We start from the raw sequence: 24,816 nt of genomic DNA, 5'->3' as shown, positions 1-24,816 counted from the left end.
ATGAATTCTGCGGGTACGCGCAACCCCGCCCCTCCCCGCCGCCCCGGGGGCGGGCGCCCCGCCGAACGGCGGGCTGCAGTTTCGGGGAAAGTGCACGAATCTTGGGGTGGATCGGTGCACTTTCCCCGAAACTGCTCGAACTCAGAGCGCGAGTACGCGCTCCAGGAAGTTCTTGTAGCCGCGCATCGCGATGCGCATCGCCTCGGTGTCCGCCGCGGCCGCCTCGCGCGGGTCGAGGCCGTTCTGCTCGGCCAGTAGCGCCGACGCCAGCTGCTGCACCGCCTGCGTCACCAGGTCCTGCGCCTCGCTCAGCGCCGCCTCCGGCTCGTCCACGAAGCGCGCCTGCACCTCGCGGAACGCGTCCCGGAACCGCTGCGCCTGATCGGCCTCCCAGATCGCGATCGGAGTCTCGACCAGGTCACCGGGGCGCAGTGCGGTCGCCGTCGGCGCCACCGACAGCACCTCCTCCAGATCGGCCCCGACGACCACCAGCGTGGTCTCGACGTCCTGGGCGGGAGTCTCCACCACCGAGATCGCCACCAGCTCGTACGCCTCCTCGACCGCCACCGGCTCCTCGGCCGCCGCGACCTGCTCGACCGGCGCCTCGGCCTCGGCCGCATCAGCGGCGTCGGTCGCCTCGGTCGCCTCGGTCGCCTCGGTGGCGTCGGCGTCCGCGGCCGCGTAGGGCGACGTAGCCTCGGCCGCGTCGAACACCGCGTCGACGACCTCGTCGTCCGTCTGCGCCCCCGGCTCGGCCGTCTCGGGCGTCCGCCATGCCGCCACGGGGACGACGACGTAGCCCACGTCGAGACTGTCCTCAGTCTCGGTCCCCACGACCGGCGCCGCCTCGTCCGCTGCCGCGACCGCTGCCGCGACCGGCTCGGGCGTCTCGTCCGCACCGAATTCCGCCGCCTCGTCCGCCAGCTCGTATGCCGTCGCCGACCCGGGCTCCAGCTCCGCGTCGGCGTCGTTGCCGGACTGCTCATCCTCGACGTCCGCTGCGGCTTCGGGCTGGTCGGCATCGAACGCGGCCTCGGACTCGGACTCGGCAGCCTCCGACACGACCTCCTCAGCCTCCGGCGCGGTCTCCTCGCCGTAGGCCACCACCTCGGGCTCGTCCAGCTGGGCGGCTGGCCCGGCGTGGTCGGCCGCCTGCTCGCCGACCTCCGCCGCCTGCTCGCCGACCTCGGCGTCCGGCCCGGCCTCCGCCTCCGCCGCTTCTTCGGCCTCCGCGTCGATGTCCGCCGCGGCGGCCTCAGCCTCGGGCCCGCTCTCGGCTTCAGCCTCGGGCTCGGCTGCGCCGTCCGCCACCGCTTCGGCGGCGACCTCTTCACCGGTCTCAGCTACCTCGACCTCGTCCGCAAGCTGATCGTCGGCCTCGGCCACCTCGTACTCGACAGGTTCAGGCTGGTCGTCGCCGTCGCCGTCGCCGTCGCCGTCGCCGTCGCCGTCGCCGTCGGCGGTGGCGTCGCTGCTCGCGCCCGCCTCCTCCGCGTCGCCGCCCTCATCGATGCTCGCCTCGGCCACCTGCTCCTCGGCCACCTGCTCGGCAGGCTCCGGTGCGGCGGTCTCCGGCTCGGCGTCCTCAAGCTCGGCGCTCTCGGGAAGTTCGGCGTCCGCAGGCTCGTCCGTCTCAGCCTCGGCTTCGGCCTCGATTCCGGCCTCGGCCGACTCCCCAACAGCGTCGCCCGCCTCGGCGTCCTGCTCGACGCTCTCGTCGGCCTGCGCCGCCTCGCCGGCCTCATCCAGCGCCACGGCTTCCTGCGCGGTGTCGTCGGCCTGCTCGAAAGCACCCTCGGCGACGCTCTCGCCCTCAACTGCCGCAGCTTCGACCAGGTCGCCCTCGACCTGAGGCTCGTCGGCCTCCGCGCCCGCGTCCTCAGCCGCCTCGGCTTCGGCCACCTCGGACGCCTCTGCCGAGGGAGCCTCCTCGGACCCGGCCTCCGGTGCCGCGGTCTCCTCGTGAACGGCCTCCGGTGCCGCAGCCTCCTCGGTGACGGCTTCGGCGGTCGCCGCACCGTCGGCGAGGTCTTCGGCGACGGTCGGGTGGGGTTCGGCCTCGGCGGTCGGCGGCGTGTCGGCGGCGCTGTCGGTGTCGGGGTGGGACGGTGCCGACTGGGTCACGATGGTGGGCAGCTCGCTGGTCGGCTCGTGCAGGGCCGCGTGGGTAGCCGCGGCGGTGTCCTGCTCCTGGTCGACGAACTCCGCTGCGGGCGGGACCTGCGGGGCGGGGGGAATGTAGGAGGGGATACGTGGTGGCATGGGCGCGAAGTGGGGATTGGTCATGCTTCCTCGGCTCTCGCGGTGAGGGGTGCGCCGCACGCGGCGCTGCGCGTAGATGCCCGTCAACGTACAGCCAGGGGCTGTGAAAGCGCTTCATACCAGCGGCCACAACTGTGATGTGGCCCACCCGATCCCGGTCGGGCGCCGGGTGGCGGCGCACCGCCGTAGGGGACGGGTCCGCGTATGAGGGAAGATGGCGGTGTGGCAGGCATCGAACAGCTCGACCAGGACATCGCAGGCAGGCTCAAACGCGACCGCGACGGGCTGGTCGCGGCCGTGGTGCGGCAGTACGACACCGGTGAGGTGCTCATGCTGGCCTGGATGGACGACGAGGCGCTGCACCGCACCCTGACCACCGGCCGGGCCACGTACTGGTCGCGCAGCCGGGGGGAGTACTGGGTCAAGGGCGACACCTCCGGCCACGTCCAGCACGTCAAGGCGGTGGCGCTGGACTGCGACGGCGACGCGCTGCTGCTCTCGGTCGACCAGGTCGGGCCCGCCTGCCACACCGGTACCCGCAGCTGCTTCACCGACGAACTGCCCGTCACCGCCGACGCCGCCGTGCCAGCGACCGGCTCCGCCCGATGACCCGGCTGCGATGGCTGCTGCTGGCGCTGCTCGCGGCGCTGGCGGTGCTGTGGTTCACGCCGGGCGCCGCGGTGGCGTGGCTGCGGCCGGTGCTGCTGGCGGTGGCCGCGGGCGCGGTCGCGGTCTGGTACTGGCGCCGCTCGGCCGGTTACGGCAGGCGGGCGGCCGCCGCGACGCCGGGCGCGCCCGGCACCCGGGACCTGTGGGACGCCCTGGACCGGGGCGAGGACCTGACCGATGATGCGCACCGGTGACCGGGCCCTGGTCGTACGGGTGGACACCGGCACCGCCGAGCTGATCCCCGACCCCGACCTGCCCGACGCGTGGCTGCTGCGCCTCAACGGCACCGCGCAGTCGCACGTCAACCTCAACGATCCGACGCTGATCGCGTTCGACTACATCCGGCGCCTGGCCGACGTGATCGACACCGTCGCCCCGGCGGGCGCGCTGGACCTGCTGCACCTGGGCGGCGGTGCGCTCACCCTGCCGCGCTGCCTGTCGGTGCTGCGGCCGGGCAGCCACCAGCGGGTGGTGGAGATCGACCGGGCGCTGGCCGAGCTGGTGCAGACCCGGCTGCCGATCCCGGACGAGCTCACCGAGCTGGTCATCGCCGACGCCCGTGCCGCGCTGGAGGAGGCCGAGCCGGCCAGCGCCGACATCGTGGTCGCCGACATCTTCGCCGGGTCGAAGGTGCCCGCCCACGTAACGACGGTGGAGTTCGCGCGGGCCGCGCGCCGGGTGCTGCGGCCGGGCGGCTGGTACCTGGCCAACGTGATGGACAGCGCGCCGCTGCTGTTCGCCCGCCGCCAGGCGGCCACCCTGTGCGCGGCGTTCGGCCAGGTCGCGGTGGTGGCCGACGCGGCGCTGCTGCGCGGCCGGGGCACCGGCAACCTGGTGCTGGTCGCGGGCGAGGACCCGGCGGGGGTGCGGCGGCTGACCCGCCGCATCGCGGCCGACCCGACCCGGGCCCGGGTCGAGCACGGCGCCAAGCTGGCCGAGTTCGTCCGGAACGCCCAGCCGAGGTGGGACGAATGAATGACGTGAGTCAGCGAAGCGGCGCATTATGCCCTAGCCCACTAGGTGAGGCACGCCATACCCCGTCAACCTTGCGCATCTGGGCGATGCCTACAGTCTGCGCATGGCATCCGAGGAGCTGAGCAGCATGGAGCCAGGTGAGCCGGGCCCGACCGCATCGACGCGCGACAACACCGGAAGCGTGCTCGACGAGATCATCGCGGGTGTCCGTGAGGACGTCGAAGCGCGCCAGCGCCTGGTGTCCCTGGACGAGATCAAGCAGCGCGCCGCGGCGGCGCCCCCGCCCCTGGACGCGTACGCGGCGCTGCGCCGCTCCGGCGTCGGTGTGATCGCCGAGGTGAAGCGCTCGTCGCCGTCGAAGGGTCCGCTTGCGGAGATCCCCGACCCGGCCGAACTGGCCGCCGAGTACGAGGCGGGCGGCGCCCGCGCGGTCAGCGTGCTGACCGAGGGCCGGTGGTTCGGCGGTTCCCTGGACGATCTGGCCGCCGTCCGGGCCCGCATCGGCATCCCGGTGCTGCGCAAGGACTTCATCGTCTCGGCGTACCAGGTGCACGAGGCCCGTGCCCACGGCGCCGACCTGGTGCTGCTGATCGTGGCCGCGCTGGAGCAGAAGGTGCTGTCCGGACTGCTCGACCGCATCGAGTCGCTGGGCATGACCCCGCTGGTCGAGGTGCACACCGAGGAGGAGGCGGACCGCGCGCTGGAGGCCGGCGCCCGCGTCATCGGCGTCAACGCCCGCAACCTGCGCACACTTGAGGTGGACCGGTCGGTGTTCGAGCGCATCGCGCCCGGCCTGCCCAACCACGTGGTGAAGATCGCCGAGTCCGGCGTGCGCGGCCCGCTCGACCTGATCAAGTACGCCTCCGCCGGTGCGGACGCGGTGCTGGTCGGTGAGGGCCTGGTGACCCAGAAGAGCCCGCGCGACGCCGTCGCCGAGCTCGTCAACGCGGGCAACCACCCGGCCACGCCACGCCCGACACGCTGAACCTCGTTCGCCGAGGAACGGCTGGACAGCCCGAGGAGGGGCGCATGTTGCCCGACGAGAAGGGCCACTTCGGCCCGTACGGCGGCCGCTTCGTGCCGGAGGCGCTGATCGCGGCGCTGGACGAGCTGGACGCGCACTACCGCAAGGCGATGGCAGACCCCGAGTTCACCGGTGAATTCGAGCGGATGCTGCGCGACTACGCGGGCACCCCGTCGCTGCTGTACGACGCCACCCGGCTGTCCGAGCGCGTCGGCGGCGCCCGCATCCTGCTCAAGCGCGAGGATCTGAACCACACCGGCGCGCACAAGGTGCGCAACGTGCTCGGCCAGGCGCTGCTCACCAAGCGCATGGGCAAGCCCCGGGTGATCGCCGAGACCGGCGCGGGCCAGCACGGCGTGGCCAGCGCGACCGCTGCGGCGTACCTGGACCTCGAGTGCGTGGTCTACATGGGCGAGGTCGACACCCAGCGCCAGGCGCTGAACGTGGCCCGGATGAGGATGCTCGGCGCCACCGTCATCCCGGTGACGGTCGGCTCGCGCACGCTCAAGGACGCGATCAACGAGGCGCTGCGCGACTGGGTCACCAACGTCGACAGCACCCACTACCTGCTGGGCACCGCGGCCGGGCCGCACCCGTTCCCGGCCATGGTGCGCGACTTCGTGCGCGGCATCGGCGTCGAGGCGCGCGAGCAGTGCCTGGCGCTGACCGGGGCGCTGCCCGACGCGGTCGCCGCGGCGGTCGGCGGCGGCTCCAACGCCATCGGCGTGTTCCACGCCTTCGTGCCCGACGCCGACGTGCGCCTGTACGGCTTCGAAGCGGGCGGCGACGGCGTGGAGACGGGCCGCCACGCGGCCAGCATCACCGGCGGCAGCCATGGCGTGCTGCACGGCGCCCGGACCTTCCTGCTGCAGGACGACGACGGCCAGACCATCGAGTCGCACTCGATCTCGGCGGGCCTGGACTACCCGGCGGTCGGCCCCGAGCACGCCTGGCTGCACCAGCAGGGGCGCGCCCGGTACTCCCCGGTCACCGACGCCGAGGCGATGGAGGCGTTCGCGCTGCTCTGCCGTACCGAGGGCATCATTCCGGCGATCGAGAGCGCGCACGCGCTGGCCGGTGCCATCAAGGTCATCCCGGCGCTGCGCGAGGAGCTGGGCCGCGAGCCCACGGTGATCGTCAACCTGTCCGGCCGCGGTGACAAGGACATGCACACCGCGGGCGACTACTTCGGCCTGTTCGGCGCGGAAGACGAGGTCCGATGAGTGTCAGTGTGGGGTACGAGAAGGCGCGCGCCGAGGGCCGGGCGGCCCTGGTCGGGTACCTGCCAGCCGGGTTCCCGACCGTGGCCGAGGGCATCGCCGCGGTGAACGCGATGATCGAGTCCGGCGTCGACGTGGTGGAGATCGGCCTGCCGTACTCCGACCCGGTCATGGACGGCCCGGTCATCCAGCGCGCCACCGAGACGGCCCTGGCCAACGGCGTACGCACCCGCGACGTGCTGGCCACCGTCGAGGCCACCTCGGGCCACGGCGTGCCGGTGCTGGTCATGACCTACTGGAACCCCGTCGAGAAGTACGGCGTCGACGCGTTCGCCCGTGACCTGGCCGCGGCCGGGGGCGCCGGTCTGATCACCCCGGACCTGATCCCGGACGAGGCCGACGAGTGGCTGGCCGCCTCCGAGGCGCACCAGCTGGACCGGGTCTTCCTGGTCTCGCCCTCCTCGACGGACGAGCGGATCGCGATGACCGTGGCGCACTGCCGCGGCTTCGTGTACGCCACCGCGGTCATGGGTGTCACCGGTGCCCGCGACAGCACCTCCAGCGCCGCCCCGACCCTGGTCGAGCGGATCAAGCGGGTGTCGGGCAGCCTGCCGGTCGGCGTCGGCCTCGGCGTACGCAGCGGGGCCCAGGCGGCCGAGGTCGGCGCCTTCGCCGACGGCGTCATCGTCGGCAGCGCCCTGGTCTCGGCCCTCGCGGACGGCGGCCTGCCCGCCCTGCGCGCCCTCACCGCCGACCTCCGCGCCGGCCTCTCCACCTGACCTCAGGCTGCTGTTCCGCGTCGATCATGAACCTATGGCACGGCTCGACGGCGTGTCGCCGCCACAGGTTCATGATCGACATTGCGTGGATGGGGTTTGCTGGCGGCATGCAGACGCGTGAACGTGGGCCGGGCGGCTTCCGTTAGCGCGCCAGGACCGACCTGGCCGCGATCGGAGGATCGCGCAGGTCCCGCACCACCCACCACCTGCCGCTGCACCGGCACCGCCGCGACACCTCGGCGATCCGCGCGGCGGAACTCGCCGACCTGCGCTACAGCCACGCCTGCCTGAACGGGGCGGCCTGGGCGTGCCGCCGCCCCCGGCCGCAGCGCCTGCGCCACCGCGTGCAGGTGCACGCCCTCACCCGGTTCGTGCCCGGCGGCAGCGGCGACGCTCACCACCTGGCCTACATCGACGAGCGCCGCGCCCGCGCCCGCCTGCGCCGCGCCCTGCGCGCCGCCGTCCGCGACCCGTTCGATCCCGACATCGACATAGTTCCCTACCGGCACCGGCACACCGCGCACTGGTACGCCTGAGGTGATCATGAACTTGTGGCGGTGACGCGCCGTTCAGCCGTGCCATAAGTTCATGATCGACATAAATGTCGGGGCGGGCGGGGGTGTGGGGGAGGGGGGTCGGGGCGGTATCGTTCGTGCCCGTGAACCTCGCCTCCATCCCGTCGCCGTCTACCGCGGTCTGGCACCTCGGACCGGTCCCGCTGCGCGCGTACGCCCTGTGCATCATCGCCGGCATCATCCTGGCGTGCTATGTCACCGACCGCCGCATGCGCAGCCGGGGCGCCCCGCCGTGGGCCGTGCTCGACGTCGCGGTGTGGGCGGTGCCGTTCGGCATCGTCGGCGCGCGGATCTACCACGTGCTCACCTCGCCCGAGGCCTACTTCGGCGCCGACGGCAGCCTGGTGAAGGCCCTCTACATCTGGGAGGGCGGCCTGGGCATCTGGGGCGGTGTCGCCGGTGGCGCGGTCGGTGCCTGGCTGGCCTGCCGCCAGCTCGGCATCACCTTCACCTTCGTGGCCGACTGCATCGCGGTCGGGCTGCCGCTGGCGCAGGCCGTGGGCCGGCTGGGCAACTGGTTCAACAACGAGCTCTTCGGCGGCAAGACCGACCTGCCCTGGGGCCTGCAGGTGCACGTGATGTCGGACGAGAACCCGGGCCAGGCGCTGACCGGCCCGGACGGCGAGCCGGTGCTGATGCCGGGCCTCTACCACCCGACGTTCCTGTACGAGCTGCTGTGGAACCTGGGCGTCGCGGGCGCCGTGTTCGCCCTGGACCGCAAGTTCAAGTTCGGCAAGGGCCGCGCCTTCGCGCTCTACGTCATGCTCTACACGCTGGGCCGCGGCTGGATCGAGGCGATGCGCACCGACACGGCCACCATGATCGGCGGTATGCGCCTGAACGTCTGGACCTCGATCATCGTGTTCCTGGCGGCGGCGGCGTACTTCTTCCTGGTCAAGGGCGCGCAGGAGTTCCTGATCCCGGCCATCGACGCCGAGGGCAACCCGGCCAAGGGCTACCAGTCGGTGACCCAGGCGCAGTACGAGGCGTTCCAGGCCAACGGCACCCGTCCCGAGGACACCGTGGTGGCCCCGGCCAAGCCGGCCGAGTCCGACCACGCCACCGACGAGGCCGAGCACAAGAGCAGCACGTCGACGCGCGAATGACGGCAGCGGCGCGGCCCGCGGGGGCGGGTCGCGCCGGAAACGGCGGATGGGCAGGGGGCTGGGTCTGATGCGCAGCGCGGTGGTGGTCGGAGCGGGTGTCGGTGGGCTGGCCACCGCCGGTGCGCTGGCGCGTACCGGCTGGCGGGTGACGCTGCTGGAGCGCGGGGACCGGTTGCGCGCCGACCCGGCAGCCCTGCTGCTGTGGCCCAACGCCGTGGCCGCGCTGCGGTCGCTGGGCCTGGGCGCGGGGCTGGACGCGATCGCCACCCCGGTGCCCGCGGGCGGCCTGCGCCGCGCCGACGGCCAGTGGCTGGCCCAGCCCGCGCCGCAGGGCGCGGCCGCGCCGGTCGTCGTACACGCCGAGGATCTGCACGACACGTTCATCGCGGGGCTGGGCGACCACATCGAGATCCGTACCGGCGTCGCGGTCCGTACCGTGCAGGCGCGGGCGGGCGAGCGCCCCGCCGTCGGCGACGGCCGGATGACCTGGGAAGCCGACCTGGTGGTCGCCGCCGACGGCGCCGACAGCGCGCTGCGCTCGCGACTGGCGCCCCAGTCCATCGCGGTCAGCTCCGGCTACGCCGCCTGGCGCGCGGTCATTCCCTGGTACCGTGCCCCGAAGCTGCCCGACGACCTGGTGCTGGCCGGGGAGACCCTGGGCGGCGGCTACCGCTTCCTGGCCGCCTCACTCGGCCAGCGCGGCAGCTCCGGCGCCTCGACGCGCGGCGGTATCTACTGGACCGCCACCGTGGCGGGGGCGGCCCGGCCCGAGTCGAAGGCCACTCAGCTCACCCTGCTCAAGCGCTGGTTCGCCGGGTGGCACGCGCCGATCTCCGACCTGCTCGCCGCCACTGAGCCCGACGACCTGGTTCAGCAGGACGGCCGCCAGCTGCGGCCGCTGCCCTCGGAACTCGCGTTCCCGTGCGGGCCGGGCGGGTTCGTGCTGCTCGGCGACGCCGCGCACGCGATGCCGCACCACCTGACCCAGGGCGCGGGCCTGGCCCTGGAGGACGCGGCCACGCTCAAGGCCCTGGTGCTGCCGGCGATCCCCGGGCCGGGGCTGAACGCGGCGCTGGCGGCGTACTCGGCGGCGCGTCGTCCTCGGGCGGCGCAGGTGGGCAAGCAGACGCAGCGGGTGGGGGCGGTGCTGGCCCCGCGCGGCTCGCTGGTCACCCGGGCCCGCGACCGCGCCTTCGGCGCGCTGGCCCCCCGCGTCCTGGACAAGGCCGCCGAGGTGGCCGCCCAATGGCAGCCCCCGGCCGCCTGACCGCCCACTCCCCGGCACCAGACCACCCCACCGGGCCGCGAAACCGGCCGGGGCGCAAACCGGCTGACCGGGGCGCAAACCGGGCTGTGAACCGGCCGGCCGGGCTGTGAACCGGCCGGCCGGGCTGTGAACCGGCCGGCTTAGCATCGACGCTGGCCTATCTAGAAGACGGATTTCGAGGAATCGTCTTCTAGATAGGCCAGCGTCAATAGAAGGGCCGGGGGCGGGGGCTGGGCTGGGCCGCCCCCGGCGCTGGTCAGCGGTCCTGGCCGGGTTTGAGTTCGGAGCGCAGGCGCTCGGACGCCTCCTGGGACAGCGAGCGCGCGTCCGACGGGGTCTTGACGTCGGTCGGGGCCGTGCCCGCGTACGGCGGCTGCACCATCCCGCCGTCTCCGGCCGGCTTGGCGCCGGAGACCACCGCCGCCTGCTGCTCGGCGGCGCGCGCCTTCAGGTGGGCCGTCACCCGGCCGCCCTCCACCTCGACCTTGTCGAGCATGCGCTCCCACCGGGCCCGCATCGGCTGGATCAGGCCGCCGCCGAGGCCGACGATCAGGATGCCGGAGATGGTGCCCAGGATCGCCCACAGGATCGGCGCGGTGAGCACGGTGGCGACGCCGATCTGGTTGAGCGCGGCGATGGCGCCGAAGACGATGATGGCGACCTGGGCGATGCGGCCCAGCATGCGGCCGTACGAGAAGTGCGACAGCGCGTTGGTGATCACGTCGAAGACCGCGTTGGCGATCGCGACCGCGACCACCACGATCGCGCAGGCCACGATCAGGCGCGGCAGCCAGGCGATGACCGTGTCGATCAGGTCGCTGATCGGGTTGGGCCCGAACACGCTGAACGCGAGCTGGAACGTGAACAGCAGCAGGGCGTAGTACACCAGCTTGCCCACCAGCCCGCTGGCGGTGTACTTGCCGGTCCACCGGTCGAACCGGGTGCGCTGGGCGAGGTGGTTGAAGCGCGCCTTGGCCAGCCCCTTGTCGACCAGCGAGCCGACGATCTTCGAGATGATCCAGCCGACGATCAGGATCGCGGCGCAGGCGATGGCCTTGAGCGCGATGTACGACAGCACACTCAGCGTGTTCTGCAGGGTCGGATTCACGTGCTCCCACCTTCCGCCAGAGCGGAGCCGGGGTCGGCCGGCGTCGACGGCCGAGGTCGGACCCCGCGTGCAGTGGCCCGCTACGGGCCCTCAGCCGCAGACTAGGACCGTTTGGGGCTGCTATCAGCGGAAATGTCGAAACTGATGCCGCCCAGGACGGCACCGTTGGTTAACGCGGTCGATGTCGATGTCACCTGTCTGAAACTCGTTCGCAACGCGTACGAACACCCTGCTGGCTGCCTGGTCGAGTACGTCGGCATGAACATAGACTGGGAAGTAGCTTCCCAGCATTCGGACGTGTGATCAATCTGTGTCTGGTGGACACCCCTGCCGGTTAACGTAGACTCAACACTCACAGACTCGTCCCCATACTCGTGCACGGCACGAGGGAGTCCGTGCACCGCCGAACAAGCGAACATCGCACCGCAGCGAACAATCGCACCTCAGTTCTGCGACAGGGCCGACGTCGTCCCGCTCGGAAGAGGCATCGCTCGCCTCCGCTACCGAAGTTCTTTCCCCGTGACGACAGGAGGCCCGGTGGCATCGCCGTACCCGCACCCCCTGCAGCCCCTCAGTGCGGCTCCCGCCGCCGTCGGCCTCTACGACCCCGCGTTCGAGCACGACTCGTGCGGCGTCGCGTTCGTGGCCGACGTGCACGGCCGCCCCAGCCACGACGTGGTCGCCAAGGGCCTGGGCGCCCTGTGCCGGCTCGACCACCGCGGCGCCCGGGGTGCAGAGACCACCACCGGCGACGGCGCCGGCATCCTGCTGCAGGTGCCGGACGCGTTCCTGCGCGAGGTGGTCGACTTCCCGCTGCCGCCCGCCGGGCAGTACGCGACCGGTCTGGTCTTCCTGCCGGTCAACGGCGCCGACGAGGCCCGCGCGCTGACCGTGCTGGAGAAGTACGCCCTGGTCGAGGGGGCGCAGATCCTCGGCTGGCGCGACGTGCCGGTCGACGCGGAGGGCCTGGGCGCCACCGCCGAGCAGGCCCGCCCGCGCATCCGCCAGGTGTTCCTGGCCGCGCACAGCATCGCCGCGCACCGCTACGGCGAGCCGCTCTCCGGCCTGGAGCTGGAGCGCGTGGCGTACTGCGTGCGCAAGCAGACCGAGCGGGAGACCCGCGAGCGCGGCGTGCCGCTGTACTTCCCGTCGCTGTCCGGCCGGACCATGGTCTACAAGGGCATGCTCACGCCCGACCAGCTCGCCTCGTTCTTCCCGGACCTGTCCGACGAGCGCGTGGTCAGCGCGATCGCGCTGGTGCACTCGCGGTTCTCGACGAACACCTTCCCGAGCTGGCCGCTGGCCCACCCGTACCGGTTCATCGCGCACAACGGCGAGATCAACACGATCCGGGGCAACCGCAACTGGATGCAGGCGCGCGAGGCGCTGCTGGCCAGCCCGCTGCTGCCGGGCAACCTGCGCCGCCTGTTCCCGATCTGCACCGCCGACGCCTCCGACTCGGCCAACTTCGACGAGGTGCTGGAGCTGCTGCACCTGGCCGGGCGCAGCCTGCCGCACGCGGTGCTGATGATGATCCCGGAGGCGTGGGAGAACGACGCCGTGATGGATCCGGCGAAGAAGGCGTTCTACCGGTTCCACGCCAGCCTGATGGAGCCGTGGGACGGCCCGGCCAGCGTCGCGTTCTCCGACGGCACCATCGTCGGCGCGGTGCTGGACCGCAACGGCCTGCGCCCGGGGCGCTGGTGGCGTACCGCCGACGGCCTGGTCGTGCTGGGCAGCGAGGCGGGCATGCTCGACCTCGACCCGGCCACCGTCGTGGCCAAGGGCCGCCTGGAGCCGGGGAAGATGTTCCTGGTCGACACGGCCGCCGGGCGGGTCATCTCCGACGACGAGATCAAGGGTGAGCTGGCCGCGGCCGCGCCGTACGAGCAGTGGCTGCACGGCGGGCTGATGCACCTGGAGGGCCTGCCCGAGCGGCAGCACATCGTCTACACCCACGACTCGGTGCAGCGGCGCCAGCAGACCTTCGGCTACACCGAGGAGGAGCTGAAGATCCTGCTCGCGCCGATGGCGCGGGCCGGGTCCGAGCCGCTGGGCTCGATGGGCACCGACACGCCGATCTCGCCGCTGTCCAAGCGCCCGCGGCTGCTCTACGACTACTTCCACCAGATCTTCGCGCAGGTCACCAACCCGCCGCTGGACGCGATCCGCGAGGAGATGGTGACCAGCCTGTCGCTGACCATCGGGCCGGAGGGCAACCTGCTGGACCCGGGCGCGGGCAGCTGCCGCCAGATCGTGCTGCCGTACCCGATCATCGACAACGACGAGCTCGCCAAGATCCTGTCGATCGACGAGGACGGCGACCTGCCCGAGTTCAAGGCGGTGCGGGTCTCCGGCCTGTATCCGCTGCGCGACGGCCACGCGGGCCTGCGCGCCCGGCTCACCGAGATCTGCCGCCACGTGTCGGAGGCGATCGAGGACGGCGTGCGCATCCTGGTGCTGTCGGACCGCGACTCCACCGCCGACCTGGCCCCGATCCCGTCGCTGCTGCTCACCGCCGCGGTGCACCAGCACCTGGTGCGCGAGCAGACCCGCACCCAGGTGGCGCTGGTCGTCGAGTCCGGCGACTGCCGCGAGGTGCACCACGCCGCGGTGCTGATCGGCTACGGCGCCGCCGCGATCAACCCGTACCTGGCGTTCGAGGGCGTCGAGGACCTGATCGCGACCGGCATGCTGCCCGGCATCGCGCCGGAGAAGGCGATCCGCAACGTGGTCAAGGCGCTCGGCAAGGGCGTCCAGAAGATCATGTCGAAGATGGGCATCAGCACCGTCTCGTCGTACTGCGGGGCGCAGGTGTTCGAGGCCGTGGGCCTCAAGTCCGGCCTGATCGAGCGCTACTTCACGGGCACCCCGAGCCGCATCCAGGGCGTCGGGCTGGCCGAGATCCACGCCGAGGTGGCGGCGCGCCACGCGACCGCGTACCCGACCAACCCGGCCGAGCAGTCACACCGCCGGCTGGAGGTCGGCGGCGAGTGGCAGTGGCGCCGCGAGGGCGAGGTGCACCTGTTCAACCCCGAGACGGTGTTCCTGCTCCAGCACGCGACCCGCTCCGGCCAGGCCGAGGTGTTCCAGCGCTACACCGACACCGTCGACGGCCTGGCGGCCGAGGCGGGCTCGCTGCGCGGGCTGTTCCGGTTCAAGGAGGCCACCCCGATCCCGATCGAGGAGGTCGAGCCGGTCACGGAGATCGTGAAGCGGTTCGCGACCGGCGCCATGTCGTACGGCTCGATCTCGGCCGAGGCGCACGAGACCCTGGCCATCGCCATGAACCGGATCGGCGGCAAGTCGAACACCGGCGAGGGCGGCGAGGACGTCGAGCGCCTGTACGACCCGCTGCGCCGCTCGGCGGTCAAGCAGGTCGCCTCGGGCCGCTTCGGCGTGACCACCGAGTACCTGGTGCACGCCGACGACATCCAGATCAAGATGGCGCAGGGCGCGAAGCCCGGCGAGGGCGGCCAGCTGCCCGGCAACAAGGTGTGGCCGTGGATCGCCAAGACCCGGCACGCCACGCCGGGCGTCGGCCTGATCTCGCCGCCGCCGCACCACGACATCTACTCGATCGAGGACCTCGCCCAGCTCGTCTTCGACGTCAAGTGCGTCAACCCGGGCGCCCGGGTGCACGTCAAGCTGGTCAGCGAGGTCGGCGTCGGCACGGTCGCGGCGGGCGTCGCCAAGCTCAAGGCCGACGTCATCCTGATCTCCGGCCACGACGGCGGCACCGGCGCGTCGCCGCTGAACTCGCTCAAGCACGCGGGCACCCCGTGGGAGCTCGGCCTGGCCGAGACGCAGCAGACGCTGCTGCTCAACGGGCTGCGCGACCGGGTCACGGTGCAGGTCGACGGCCAGCTCAAGACGGGCCGCGACGTGGTCGTGGCCGCGCTGCTCGGCGCCGAGGAGTTCGGCTTCGCCACCGCGCCGCTGATCGTCGCGGGCTGCGTCATGATGCGCGTCTGCCACCTGGACACCTGCCCGGTCGGCATCGCCACCCAGAACCCGGTGCTGCGCGAGCGGTTCAACGGCAAGCCGGAGTTCGTGGAGAACTTCTTCTGGTTCCTGGCCGAGCAGGTCCGGGCGTACCTGGCCCAGCTGGGCCTGCGCAGCATCGACGAGGCCGTCGGCCGCGCCGACCTGCTCGACCTGGCCCCGGCCACCGACCACTGGAAGGCGCACGGGCTGGACCTGTCGCCGGTGCTCGCGGTGCCGGTCTCGCCGTACGGCGACGCGCCCCGCAAGGTGCGCGAGCAGGACCACGGGCTCGAGGCGTCGCTGGACAACCAGCTGATCCGCGACGCCGAACCGGCCCTGGTCGGCGGCCTGCCCGTCCGGATCGAGGCGGCGGTGCGCAACGAGCACCGCAGCGTCGGCGCGATGCTCGGCGGCGAGGTCGTGCGCCGCGCCGGTGGCGCGGGCCTGCCCGCGGGCACCGTCGACGTGACCCTGCACGGCACCGCGGGCCAGTCCTTCGGCGCGTTCGTGCCGTCGGGCGTCACGCTGCGGCTGTTCGGCGACGCCAACGACTACGTCGGCAAGGGCCTGTCCGGCGGGGTGCTGGTCATCCGCCCCGACGAGCGCAGCCCGTTCACCGCCGAGGAGCAGATCATCGCGGGCAACACGCTGCTGTACGGCGCGACCTCCGGTGAGGCGTTCCTGCGCGGCCGCGCCGGCCAGCGCTTCGCGGTGCGCAACTCCGGCGCGACCGCGGTGGTCGAGGGCGTGGGCGACCACGGCTGCGAGTACATGACCGGCGGCACCGTGGTGGTGCTCGGCCCGACCGGCCGCAACTTCGCCGCGGGCATGTCCGGCGGGGCGGCGTTCCTGCTGGACCTGGACCCGCTGCTGGTCAACCGGGAGCTGGTCGACCTGGGCCCGGTCGGCGACGTGGACGCCGAAGTCCTGTACGAGCTGGTCGAGCGGCACTACGCCGAGACCGGTTCGGCGGTGGCCGAGAAGCTGCTGGCCGACTGGGCGGGCAGCGTCGAGCGCTTCACCGCCGTCATCCCGCGCGACTACAAGCGCGTGATCGAAGCAATGCGTGCCGCCGAGGCTGCCGGCCGTGACGTCAACGCCGCGGTCATGGAGGTGGCACGTGCCTGATCCGAATGGTTTCCTGCGCTTCGGCCGGCGGATGCCGTCCCGCCGCCCGGTCCCGGTGCGGATCATGGACTGGCGCGAGGTGTACCCGTCCGCCGACGACGAGCTGATCCGCGAGCAGGCGGGCCGCTGCATGGACTGCGGCGTCCCGTTCTGCCACGAGGGCTGCCCGCTGGGCAACCGCATCCCGGACTGGAACGACCTGGTGCGTACCGGTTCGTGGAGCGCGGCGATCCAGTCGCTGCACAGCACGAACAACTTCCCGGAGTTCACCGGGCGGCTGTGCCCGGCGCCGTGCGAGGCGTCGTGCGTGCTCGCCATCGGCGACGACGCGGTCACGATCAAGCAGGTCGAGGTCGAGATCATCAACCGGGCGTACGCCAACGGCAAGGTCAAGCCGCAGCCCGCCGCGACCCCGTCGGGCAAGACGGTGGCCGTGGTCGGCTCCGGCCCCGCCGGACTGGCCGCCGCCCAGCAGCTGGCCCGCGCCGGCCACCAGGTCACCGTGTACGAGCGCGACGACGCCATCGGCGGCCTGCTGCGCTACGGCATCCCGGACTTCAAGCTGGAGAAGCACCACATCGACGCCCGCGTCGAGCAGCTGACCGCCGAGGGGGTGCGCTTCCGCACCGGCGTGAACGTCGGCGTGGACGTCTCCGCCGCGCAGCTGCGCGCCGAGCACGACGCGGTGCTGCTGGCCACCGGGGCCCTGGCCGGGCGCGAGACCGACACGCCCGGCCGCGAACTGGCCGGGATCCACCAGGCCATGGTGCACCTGGCGCAGGCCAACGTCGAAGTGGCGGGCGGCCCGGCCGCCACGGTCACCGCCGCCGGCAAGCACGTGATCATCATCGGCGGCGGCGACACCGGCGCGGACTGCCTCGGTGTCGCGCACCGGCAGGGCGCCGCCTCGGTGACCCAGCTCGACCGGTACCCGGAGCCGCCGCAGGCCCGCGACGCCGAGCGCGACCCGTGGCCCACCTGGCCGTGGATCCTGCGCAACTACGCCGCGCACGAGGAGGGCGGCGAGCGGGTGTTCGCGGTCGCCGTGCAGCGGTTCGTCGGCGACGAGTCCGGGCAGGTCAAGGCGATCGTGCTGGTCGACGTGGTGGTGCAGCGGGTCGACGGGCGGGGTGTGGTCAGCGAGCTGCCCGGCACCGAGCGGGAGATCCCGGCCGACCTGGTGCTGCTGGCGATCGGCTTCGAGGGCACGGACGCGCTGCCCGCGCTGGAGCAGCTCGGGCTGGCCCGCAGCCGCCGCGGCACGGTGGACTGCGGCGCCGACTGGCAGACCGGGGCCGACGGCGTGTTCGTCGCCGGGGACGCGCACAAGGGCGCGTCGCTGATCGTGTGGGCGATCGCGGAGGGGCGCTCGGCGGCCGCGGCGATCCACTCGTACCTGGGCGGCGCGGGCAGCCTGCCCGCCCCCGTCCGCCCCGCCTCCCGCCCCCTGGCCACCGTCTGACCGTCTGGCCGGCTGGGAGTGATCACCCGCTGCACTTAGCATCGACGCTGGCCTATCCAGAGCACGGATCATGGAAAATGGTCCTCTGGATAGGCCAGCGTCAATAAGAGGGCGGGGTGTGATCCGGCTGACCGCGGGGGTGAAGCGGGTCGTCGCGGCCGGTCGGGCTGCTAGCGTCGGGGCGGTGCGAGTCAGTGCTCTGATCCTGCCCGTCTACCCCTGGCGCGAGGGCCGCCACATCTGGCGCGAAGCCGAGGACCTGGGGTTCCACGCCGCGTACACCTACGACCACCTGTCCTGGCGGGACTTCCGCTTCGGGCCGTGGTTCGGGGCCGTACCCACGCTGACCGCCGCGGCGGCCGCGACCGGACGGCTGCGCCTGGGCACCATGGTCACCTCGCCGAACTTCCGGCACCCGGTCACCCTGGCCAAGGACCTGATCGCGCTCGACGACGTGTCCGACGGGCGGATCACCGTGGGCATCGGCGCGGGCGGGGTCGGCTTCGACGCCACCGTGCTCGGCCAGGAGCCCTGGTCGACCGCCGAGCGCACCGAGCGCTTCGAGGAGTTCGTGCCGCTGCTGGACCGGCTGCTCACCGACCCGGTCACCACCCACCACGGCAAGCACTACAGCGCGTACGAGGCCCGGATGGTGCCCGGCTGCGTGCAGCGGCCGAGGCTGCCGCTGGCCGTGGCCGCCACCGGGCCGCGCGGCCTGGCCCTGGCCGCGGGGCACGGGCAGGCCTGGATCACCACCGGACCGGCCCGCAAGGGCGACGAGACCGATCCGGCCGAGATCCCGGGCATCCTCGCCGGGCAGCTCGCAGCGCTGAATCGGGCATGCGCGGCGATCGGGCGCGACAGCGCGGAATTGTCCAAGATCTTGCTCACGGGGTTCACTCAGGAAGCACCTTTGGAGTCGGTCGAAGCATTCGTCGACTTCGCTGCGCGGTACGCCGAAATGGGCTTCGACGAGATCGTCGTGCACCGTCCCGTGCCCGGGACCTGCTTCGATGCCGGACAGGGCGTCTGGGCGGAACTGCCCGCTGCGGTGAGCGCGATAGCCGGAAATTGTTGAGACAGTGTTGCCCCGTTGCAACGTAAGTCACATCGGAGGACTAGGCTTGCCGGTCGTGACACGCCGCGCAAAGATCGTCTGCACTCTCGGTCCGGCCACCTGGTCTTCCGAGCGCCTCCGGGGGCTCGTCGAGGCCGGCATGGACGTCGCCCGCATGAACTTCAGCCACGGTTCCCACACCGACCACGAGCAGGCCTACCTGCGCGTGCGTGAGGTGGCGGCGGCGACCGGCAAGGCTGTGGCGACGCTGGCCGACCTCCAGGGTCCGAAGATCAGACTTGGCAAGTTCGCGGACGGCGCCGTCGAATGGCGTACAGGTGACAGTGTTGTCATCACCAGCGACGACATCCTCGGCACCGCCGACCGCGTCTCCTGTACCTACCGCAAGCTCCCGGCCGAGGTCAAGGTCGGCGACCGCCTGCTCATCGACGACGGCAAGGTCGCCGTCGAGGTGACCGGCGTCGACGGGCCCGACATCCGCTGCCTCGTGGTCGAGGGCGGACCGGTCTCCAACCACAAGGGCGTCTCGCTGCCGAACGTCGCCGTCTCGGTGCCCGCGATGTCCGAGAAGGACGCCGAGGACCTGCGCTTCGCGCTCGCGCTCGGCGTCGACCTCATCGCCCTGTCGTTCGTGCGCTCGCCCGAGGACATCAAGCTCGTCCACGCGATCATGCACGAGGTCGGCATCGTCCGGCCCGTCATCGCGAAGATCGAGAAGCCTGAGGCGGTCGACAACCTCGAGGCCATCACCGACGCCTTCGACGGCCTCATGGTCGCCCGCGGCGACCTCGGCGTCGAGCTCCCGCTCGACCAGGTCCCGCTGGTGCAGAAGCGCGCCGTCCAGCTCGGCCGCGAGTACGCCAAGCCGGTCATCGTGGCCACGCAGATGCTCGACTCCATGATCGAGAACTCGCGCCCGACCCGCGCCGAGGCCTCCGACGTCGCCAACGCCGTCCTCGACGGCGCCGACGCGGTCATGCTCTCCGGCGAGACCAGCGTCGGCAAGTACCCGGTGCTGACCGTCTCCACCATGGCGAAGATCATCGCCACCACGGAGGCCGGCCAGATCTCGGTCCCGCGCCTGCAGCACGACCCCCGCACCCGCGGCGGCGCGCTCACCGTGGCCGCGTCCCAGATCGCCCGCGCCGTCGGCGCCAAGGCCCTGGTCGCGTTCACCGTCTCCGGCGACACCGTGCACCGGCTCGCCCGCCTGCACTGCGAACTGCCCCTGCTGGCCTTCACCCCGCAGCGGGAGACCCGCGACCAGCTCGCGCTCTCCTGGGGCGTGGAGACCTTCCTGATGCCGTTCGTGCACCACACCGACGACATGTTCCGCCAGGTCGACGAGCAGCTGCTCAGCCTCGGCCGGGCCAACGTCGGCGACTACGTGGTGGTCGTCGCGGGCAGCCCGCCCGGCACCCCCGGCTCCACCAACACCCTGCGCGTGCACCAGCTCGGCTCCCTGGCCGTGCCGAACCGCAACGCGTGAGGCGAGCCACAGCAGGCTCACCCCTAAGCTCAGTGCATGACTGAGCCCTTGACCGGCCAGGCGGCTGTCGACAGCCTGGTCGAGCTGCTGGATCTGGCCCCGGTGGACGACCTCGTCTACCGGGGCCAGAACCCGCCCGTCGGCCCGCCCCGCATCTACGGCGGCCAGGTCGCCGCACAGGCGCTCACCGCGGCCGGGCGCACCGTCGACCCGTCCCGCACCGTGCACTCGCTGCACGGATACTTCGTCCGCGCCGGGGACATGACCGAACCCGTCGACTACCACGTCGAGCGCATCCGCGACGGGCGCTCCTTCTCCGTCCGGCGCTCCGTGGCCAAGCAGCGGGGCAAGGAGATCTTCGTGATGTCGGCCTCCTTCCAGGTACGCGAGGAAGGCCTCGACCACCACGACCCCGCCCCGGCCGACGTCCCCGGACCCGACGACGTGCCCACCATGACCGACCGGCTCGCGCCGTACCCGGAGCGCCTCGGCGTCTGGAAGCTCATCCCGCGCCCCATGGACGTGCGCTACCTCGGCGAACCCGGCTGGGTCCGCCCCGGCACCCGCGAAGCCGACCCCAGGCAGCGGGTATGGATGCGCCTGGACGGCAAACTGCCCGACGACCCGCTGCTGCACGCCTGCGCGCTCACCTACATGTCCGACCTGACCCTGCTCGACGCGGTGCTGTCCGTGCACGGCGAGGTATGGGGACCCGGCGGCGTCATCGGCGCCAGCCTCGACCACGCCCTGTGGTTCCACCGGCCCTTCCGCGCCGACGAGTGGTTCCTGTACGACTGCGCCAGCCCGTCCGCGTCCGGCTCGCGCGGCCTGGCCACCGGCCGCATGTTCACCCGCGACGGCCGCCACATCGCCACCGCGGTCCAGGAGGGCCTGCTGCGCCGCGTCGGCGGCTGACCGGCTCCCGGCGGCGCTGCCGCGGCCCGGCGGGGCGGCAAGATCGCGGCTTCGGGTCTGGGGATACGTTCGACGGGCGGTTGTTAACCGGAGACGGCGATCACGAACAAGCTGGTGGGATCGACCGCGATGATGCGGTGGGGGAAGTGATCTTTTTGAGCGATAATCGCGTCATGCGACTTTCCGCCCGCGTCGACTACGCGCTGCGCGCCGTCATCGAGCTCGCGACCAGTGGCGGCGCGCCGATAACCGCCGAGCGCATCGCCCGCGCGCAGGAGATCCCGCCCAAGTTCTGCGAGAGCATCCTGCTCCAGCTGCGGCGCGGCGGCATCGTCTTCGCCCAGCGCGGACCCGAGGGCGGCTACTGGCTCGCCAGGACGGCCGATCAGATCACCCTCGTCGACGTCATCGAGGTCATCGACGGCCCGCTGGGGTCGCCCCGCTCGCCGGGCGGCGACGCCCCACTCGGCGCGGCCGCCGCACTGGCCCAGGTCTGGTCCGCGGTGGAGGAGTCCGAGCGGCACATCCTGACCCAGGTCACCATCGCCCACGTGGTGTCCGGCCCGCTGCCGGAGGCGGTCATCCGGTACAACCCCGCGGTCGTCTGAGCCGAGCCCGGCACTGCCCCCTGGCACCGCCGGATATTCAATCCGCGTTAAATCGGCGAGAACTCCAGCTTTCGGACCACTTAGCTGGGTTCCTAGGACGGCCTGCGGGTGTGGGCTGTCCGGAGGCGGGCGGCTGAGGGGTGGCGGGGCGCGATGATCGTCGTCTGCGGTGACATCGCCGCTTGAGAGGGCCGTTGGCGACCGCGAACGCTGATCACCAGGGCGGCCGGCAGGGCGGCGGCAGGCGGCTCAGGACTTGGGGCCGACGTGGTGGTCCAGGCGGGCGACGGCGGCGCGGCGGGCGACCGAGAGGCTGTTGCGGCGGTTCAGGCGCCAGGCGATGCCGAGGCGGTCCAGGGCCTGGCCGCAGAGGGCGAGGATGTCGGCCGACTCGTTGGCGAACAGGTAGCGGGGGTACTCGTAGGTTCGGCCCGCCTTGACGATCCGGTTGGTGGTGCGGCAGCCGTCGGAGTGGAACAGGCCCCGTACGAACGGACCCGGATGGGCCGCGACGACCTCCTCCTGCCACGGCTCCAACACGATCGGCCGTTCATGCTTGCGCCCCGGCCCCGCCTGCGGAAACAGGCACGGCCAGTGCTTGGAGTAGCTCTGGATCCTGGTGCAGTTCCTCGCGGAGATCCGCTGGACGCTGTTGGCCAGCACCGCGAGCATGGCGTCACTCACCTCCGCCATGATCGCCGGATACGCGTCGGCGCAGTACACGCGGAGCACGGGCACCTTGGCCTTCAGGACGAGATGTCCATCACCCAGGTAGGAGCCGAGGAGGTACGCGTACGGCTCGCCCGCGTCCGGCATGCGCTGCGGTTGCCTGCAGCGCGGACATCTGAGTTCGGTGTACCGGTGTTCGGAGGCGATCTTTCCGTGGCACCACTTGTCGACGGTGCTGTACGGAACGTTCAGTGATGCGGCGATGGCCCGGACCGAATTGCCCTGGCTCCGAAGACGTCGTGCGTGCGACCTTACGGCGAGTGGATGCACGCACAGATGTTGATACAGATGTACGACAAAAGTGCCGGGAGCGGGACTCGAACCCGCACGCCCTCTCGGGCAATCGCTTTTGAGACGATCGTGGCTGCCTGATTACACCATCCCGGCGAACTTGGGACACTGTACCCGACTAGGCTTCCGGCTAAGCAATAGAGTTCGTTGGTGTGGGGGTAGGGTTCCGGTGACCGAGGTGCAGGCAAGTTCCGCGCGCAAGCGGGTGCTGATCGCGGAGGACGAGGCGCTGATCCGGCTCGACCTTGCCGAAATGCTCGGCGAGGAGGGCTACGACGTGGTCGGCGAGGCGGGTGACGGCGAGACCGCCGTGAAGCTGGCCGAGGAGTTGCGGCCCGACCTGTGCATCCTCGACATCAAGATGCCGATCATGGACGGGCTGGCCGCCGCGGAGAAGATCGCAGGCGCCCGGATCGCCCCTGTGATCATCCTGACCGCGTTCAGCCAGCGCGACCTGGTGGAGCGGGCCCGTGCGGCCGGCGCCATGGCATACCTGGTGAAGCCGTTCCAGCAGAGTGACCTGGTGCCGGCGATCGAGATCGCGCTGTCCCGCTTCGCCGAGGTGTCGGCGCTGGAGGCCGAGGTCGCCGGACTGAACGACCGGCTGGAGACGCGCAAGGCGGTCGAGCGGGCCAAGGGCGCGCTGATGACGCAGTACGGCATGAACGAGCCGCAGGCGTTCAAGTGGATCCAGCGCACCGCGATGGACCACCGCCTGACGATGCGCGAGGTCGCCGAGCGCATCATCGTCGAGGCGGCCGACGCGGCGGCGGCCGAGGAGTAGCCACAATGGACCGCTGCTCCTAGAATCGCCGGATGCGCACTGGTCACGGCGTTTCCACGGGCCGCGGTTCCATCGACGACGATAGCGGGCCCGGAGGTCTGCCCGGCCGGGGCGGACCGGTCCGGGCCGCGCTCGCGGTCCTGCTCGCGGGTGCGGCGATGGCGGGGTGCACGGCCGGTTCGGCCGATCCCGCGCCGTCGCCGCAGCCGTCCCCGCTGAGTGTGTCCTGGCAGCCGGTGTCGCTGCCGGTGCCGCCCGGCGAGCCGGGCCGCCTGATGCTGCGCGACGCGACGGTCTGCGCCGGGCGGTGGGTGCTGGTGGGGGCCGTGGCCGAGGCGGACGGCGGCACCCGGCCGGCGGCCTGGACGGCGCCGGACGGCCTGGCCTGGCAGCCGCTGGCGCTGCGTCCGAAGACCTTCTACGGCGAGCAGGACGTGCTCTACTCCGTCGGCTGCGCGGGGGACCGGGTGGCGGTGCTGGGCGCCAAGAGCGGCGGCGCGCACGGCAACCCCCGGGTGAGCAGCTGGTACAGCGCCGCGGACGGCTCGCTGGTCGAGGTGACCGCGTACATGGAGGTGTACGGCGGCAACGACGCGGTGAACGTGGCGCGGGTGCGGGGCGGGCAGCTGGGGTTCGCGATCGCGGGCAACCGCAAGTCCGGGGCGGCGGTCTGGCTGTCGCCGGACGCGACCGAGTTCACCCTGGTCGACGGGGTGCCGGGGCTGGCCTCCGACGACGGGGGCCGCACGGTCGCCAACGATGTGGCGGCGACCGCCGACGGCTGGCTGGAGGTCGGGGCGCTGGCCCCGGCGGGGCGGATCGACCGCGACCCGATGGCGTGGACCTCGGCCGACGGCCGGTCGTGGCGGCGGGTGCCTGCTCCGGCGACGACCGCGTACGAGGAGTTCGGGCGGGTGGTCGTGGCGGGCGGGGTGCCGGTCGCGGTGGGCCTGCGCGGGGACGTGTTCGGGGCGTGGCGCCTGGTCGGCGGGGCCTGGCAGGACGGGGGCGGTTTCGGCCGTACGGACGGTCCGACGGCCTGGGTGGCCGGGTTGGCGGCGGCCGGGCCGGGGGTGCTGGCGGCGGTGTCGGACGCGGTGGAGTACCGGTTGTGGCTGTCGCCGGAGCCGGGCCGCTGGGTTCCGGTGGCCCTGCCGGGGGCGCTGGCGGCCAAGGGTGAGGCGGCGGCGGGGGTGGCCGCGGCGGGCCGCCGGGTGCTGCTGCTGGCCGATGACGGGGCCGCCGGGCGGGTGTGGCTGGCCGAGCTGCCCGAACGGGTCGGCTGATGCCCCGCCACCTGGGCGGGTGACCTCTCAGGGCTGGTCAAGTAACGGTTGGGTCAACCCTTCAGCGAGGTCTT

Annotated in this window: 20 protein-coding genes and 1 tRNA gene; 17 read left to right on the top strand and 4 right to left on the bottom strand. The window is 72.4% G+C overall.

Going from position 1 to position 24,816, the window contains the following annotated elements:
* Positions 1 to 141: 141 nt before the first annotated feature.
* Complete coding sequence (locus QEZ54_RS27975; RefSeq protein ID WP_281307719.1) at positions 142 to 2,286, bottom strand: hypothetical protein; 2,145 nt, start codon at positions 2,284 to 2,286, stop codon at positions 142 to 144.
* A 198-nt stretch (positions 2,287 to 2,484) separates the two neighbouring features.
* Here QEZ54_RS27975 and hisI point away from each other — a divergent pair, with 198 nt between their 5' ends.
* From hisI to QEZ54_RS27930, 9 genes are all read left to right on the top strand, one after another.
* Positions 2,485 to 2,871: a phosphoribosyl-AMP cyclohydrolase gene (gene hisI, locus QEZ54_RS27970; protein WP_348650582.1), complete on the top strand. Its 387-nt coding sequence runs from the start codon at positions 2,485 to 2,487 to the stop codon at positions 2,869 to 2,871.
* Positions 2,868 to 3,125, top strand: coding sequence for a hypothetical protein (locus QEZ54_RS27965; protein WP_281307718.1), 258 nt, complete (start codon positions 2,868 to 2,870; stop codon positions 3,123 to 3,125). Before hisI ends, QEZ54_RS27965 begins: the two co-directional genes overlap by 4 nt.
* Positions 3,109 to 3,906, top strand: coding sequence for a fused MFS/spermidine synthase (locus tag QEZ54_RS27960; RefSeq protein WP_281307717.1), 798 nt, complete (start codon positions 3,109 to 3,111; stop codon positions 3,904 to 3,906). The genes QEZ54_RS27965 and QEZ54_RS27960 overlap by 17 nt, the downstream gene beginning before the upstream one ends.
* A 181-nt stretch (positions 3,907 to 4,087) precedes the next feature.
* Positions 4,088 to 4,891: an indole-3-glycerol phosphate synthase TrpC gene (gene trpC / locus QEZ54_RS27955; protein ID WP_281307817.1), complete on the top strand. Its 804-nt coding sequence runs from the start codon at positions 4,088 to 4,090 to the stop codon at positions 4,889 to 4,891.
* 44 nt (positions 4,892 to 4,935) lie between these two features.
* On the top strand, positions 4,936 to 6,153 hold the full coding sequence (trpB, locus tag QEZ54_RS27950) for a tryptophan synthase subunit beta (protein WP_281307716.1): 1,218 nt from the start codon (positions 4,936 to 4,938) through the stop codon (positions 6,151 to 6,153).
* The gene (gene trpA, locus QEZ54_RS27945; protein ID WP_281307715.1) at positions 6,150 to 6,929 is read left to right on the top strand and encodes a tryptophan synthase subunit alpha; all 780 of its coding nucleotides are present in this window, start codon (positions 6,150 to 6,152) and stop codon (positions 6,927 to 6,929) included. The genes trpB and trpA overlap by 4 nt, the downstream gene beginning before the upstream one ends.
* A gap of 350 nt (positions 6,930 to 7,279) precedes the next feature.
* On the top strand, positions 7,280 to 7,465 hold the full coding sequence (locus QEZ54_RS27940) for a hypothetical protein (protein WP_281307714.1): 186 nt from the start codon (positions 7,280 to 7,282) through the stop codon (positions 7,463 to 7,465).
* 122 nt (positions 7,466 to 7,587) lie between these two features.
* Positions 7,588 to 8,610 carry a prolipoprotein diacylglyceryl transferase gene (lgt, locus tag QEZ54_RS27935; protein ID WP_281307713.1) on the top strand — a complete coding sequence of 341 codons (1,023 nt, stop codon included), beginning with the start codon at positions 7,588 to 7,590 and terminating at the stop codon, positions 8,608 to 8,610.
* 67 nt (positions 8,611 to 8,677) lie between these two features.
* Entirely contained in the window at positions 8,678 to 9,877 is a 1,200-nt protein-coding gene (locus QEZ54_RS27930; RefSeq protein WP_281307816.1) for an NAD(P)/FAD-dependent oxidoreductase, read from the top strand.
* 256 nt (positions 9,878 to 10,133) lie between these two features.
* Here QEZ54_RS27930 and QEZ54_RS27925 read toward each other — a convergent pair whose 3' ends face one another.
* On the bottom strand, positions 10,134 to 10,985 hold the full coding sequence (locus QEZ54_RS27925; RefSeq protein ID WP_281307712.1) for a hypothetical protein: 852 nt from the start codon (positions 10,983 to 10,985) through the stop codon (positions 10,134 to 10,136).
* A gap of 537 nt (positions 10,986 to 11,522) precedes the next feature.
* Between QEZ54_RS27925 and gltB the strand changes: the two genes are divergently transcribed.
* The 6 genes from gltB (at position 11,523) to QEZ54_RS27895 (ending at position 21,652) form a co-directional block, all read left to right on the top strand.
* A complete protein-coding gene (gene gltB, locus QEZ54_RS27920; RefSeq protein ID WP_281307711.1) occupies positions 11,523 to 16,100 on the top strand; it encodes a glutamate synthase large subunit in 4,578 nt (1,525 codons plus the stop codon).
* Positions 16,093 to 17,562 carry a glutamate synthase subunit beta gene (locus tag QEZ54_RS27915; RefSeq protein ID WP_281307710.1) on the top strand — a complete coding sequence of 490 codons (1,470 nt, stop codon included), beginning with the start codon at positions 16,093 to 16,095 and terminating at the stop codon, positions 17,560 to 17,562. The genes gltB and QEZ54_RS27915 overlap by 8 nt, the downstream gene beginning before the upstream one ends.
* Before the next feature lie 184 nt (positions 17,563 to 17,746).
* Positions 17,747 to 18,640: an LLM class flavin-dependent oxidoreductase gene (locus QEZ54_RS27910; RefSeq protein WP_281307709.1), complete on the top strand. Its 894-nt coding sequence runs from the start codon at positions 17,747 to 17,749 to the stop codon at positions 18,638 to 18,640.
* A 55-nt stretch (positions 18,641 to 18,695) separates the two neighbouring features.
* Entirely contained in the window at positions 18,696 to 20,129 is a 1,434-nt protein-coding gene (pyk, locus tag QEZ54_RS27905; RefSeq protein WP_281307708.1) for a pyruvate kinase, read from the top strand.
* A 36-nt stretch (positions 20,130 to 20,165) separates the two neighbouring features.
* On the top strand, positions 20,166 to 21,044 hold the full coding sequence (locus tag QEZ54_RS27900; protein ID WP_281307707.1) for an acyl-CoA thioesterase II: 879 nt from the start codon (positions 20,166 to 20,168) through the stop codon (positions 21,042 to 21,044).
* Between the two features lie 173 nt (positions 21,045 to 21,217).
* Positions 21,218 to 21,652 (top strand): Rrf2 family transcriptional regulator, encoded by a 435-nt coding sequence (locus QEZ54_RS27895; protein WP_281307706.1) that lies wholly within the window; start codon positions 21,218 to 21,220, stop codon positions 21,650 to 21,652.
* Between the two features lie 249 nt (positions 21,653 to 21,901).
* Here QEZ54_RS27895 and QEZ54_RS27890 read toward each other — a convergent pair whose 3' ends face one another.
* Both QEZ54_RS27890 and QEZ54_RS27885 read right to left on the bottom strand, forming a co-directional pair.
* The gene (locus QEZ54_RS27890) at positions 21,902 to 22,468 is read right to left on the bottom strand and encodes a hypothetical protein (protein WP_281307705.1); all 567 of its coding nucleotides are present in this window, start codon (positions 22,466 to 22,468) and stop codon (positions 21,902 to 21,904) included.
* A gap of 215 nt (positions 22,469 to 22,683) precedes the next feature.
* A tRNA-Leu gene (locus QEZ54_RS27885) sits at positions 22,684 to 22,768 on the bottom strand.
* Positions 22,769 to 22,841: 73 nt separating this feature from the next.
* On the opposite strand from QEZ54_RS27885, the gene QEZ54_RS27880 reads away from it, so the two are divergent.
* The gene (locus QEZ54_RS27880; RefSeq protein WP_281307704.1) at positions 22,842 to 23,456 is read left to right on the top strand and encodes a response regulator; all 615 of its coding nucleotides are present in this window, start codon (positions 22,842 to 22,844) and stop codon (positions 23,454 to 23,456) included.
* Positions 23,457 to 23,488: 32 nt separating this feature from the next.
* Entirely contained in the window at positions 23,489 to 24,742 is a 1,254-nt protein-coding gene (locus QEZ54_RS27875; protein WP_281307703.1) for a hypothetical protein, read from the top strand.
* Positions 24,743 to 24,816 lie beyond the last annotated feature (74 nt).

It is taken from the genome of Catellatospora sp. KI3 (genome assembly GCF_029948125.1).
GTDB lineage: Bacteria > Actinomycetota > Actinomycetes > Mycobacteriales > Micromonosporaceae > Catellatospora.
This window is presented reverse-complemented; position numbering and strand designations above follow the sequence as displayed.

Coding starts and splice junctions, on each gene's coding strand:
- QEZ54_RS27975 (WP_281307719.1), bottom strand. CDS start 2,286: ATGACCAATCCCCACTTCGCGCCCATGCCACCACGTATCCCCTCCTAC.
- QEZ54_RS27965 (WP_281307718.1), top strand. CDS start 2,868: ATGACCCGGCTGCGATGGCTGCTGCTGGCGCTGCTCGCGGCGCTGGCG.
- QEZ54_RS27960 (WP_281307717.1), top strand. CDS start 3,109: ATGATGCGCACCGGTGACCGGGCCCTGGTCGTACGGGTGGACACCGGC.
- trpB (WP_281307716.1), top strand. CDS start 4,936: ATGTTGCCCGACGAGAAGGGCCACTTCGGCCCGTACGGCGGCCGCTTC.
- trpA (WP_281307715.1), top strand. CDS start 6,150: ATGAGTGTCAGTGTGGGGTACGAGAAGGCGCGCGCCGAGGGCCGGGCG.
- QEZ54_RS27930 (WP_281307816.1), top strand. CDS start 8,678: ATGCGCAGCGCGGTGGTGGTCGGAGCGGGTGTCGGTGGGCTGGCCACC.
- QEZ54_RS27900 (WP_281307707.1), top strand. CDS start 20,166: ATGACTGAGCCCTTGACCGGCCAGGCGGCTGTCGACAGCCTGGTCGAG.
- QEZ54_RS27895 (WP_281307706.1), top strand. CDS start 21,218: ATGCGACTTTCCGCCCGCGTCGACTACGCGCTGCGCGCCGTCATCGAG.
- QEZ54_RS27890 (WP_281307705.1), bottom strand. CDS start 22,468: ATGCCGGACGCGGGCGAGCCGTACGCGTACCTCCTCGGCTCCTACCTG.
- QEZ54_RS27875 (WP_281307703.1), top strand. CDS start 23,489: ATGCGCACTGGTCACGGCGTTTCCACGGGCCGCGGTTCCATCGACGAC.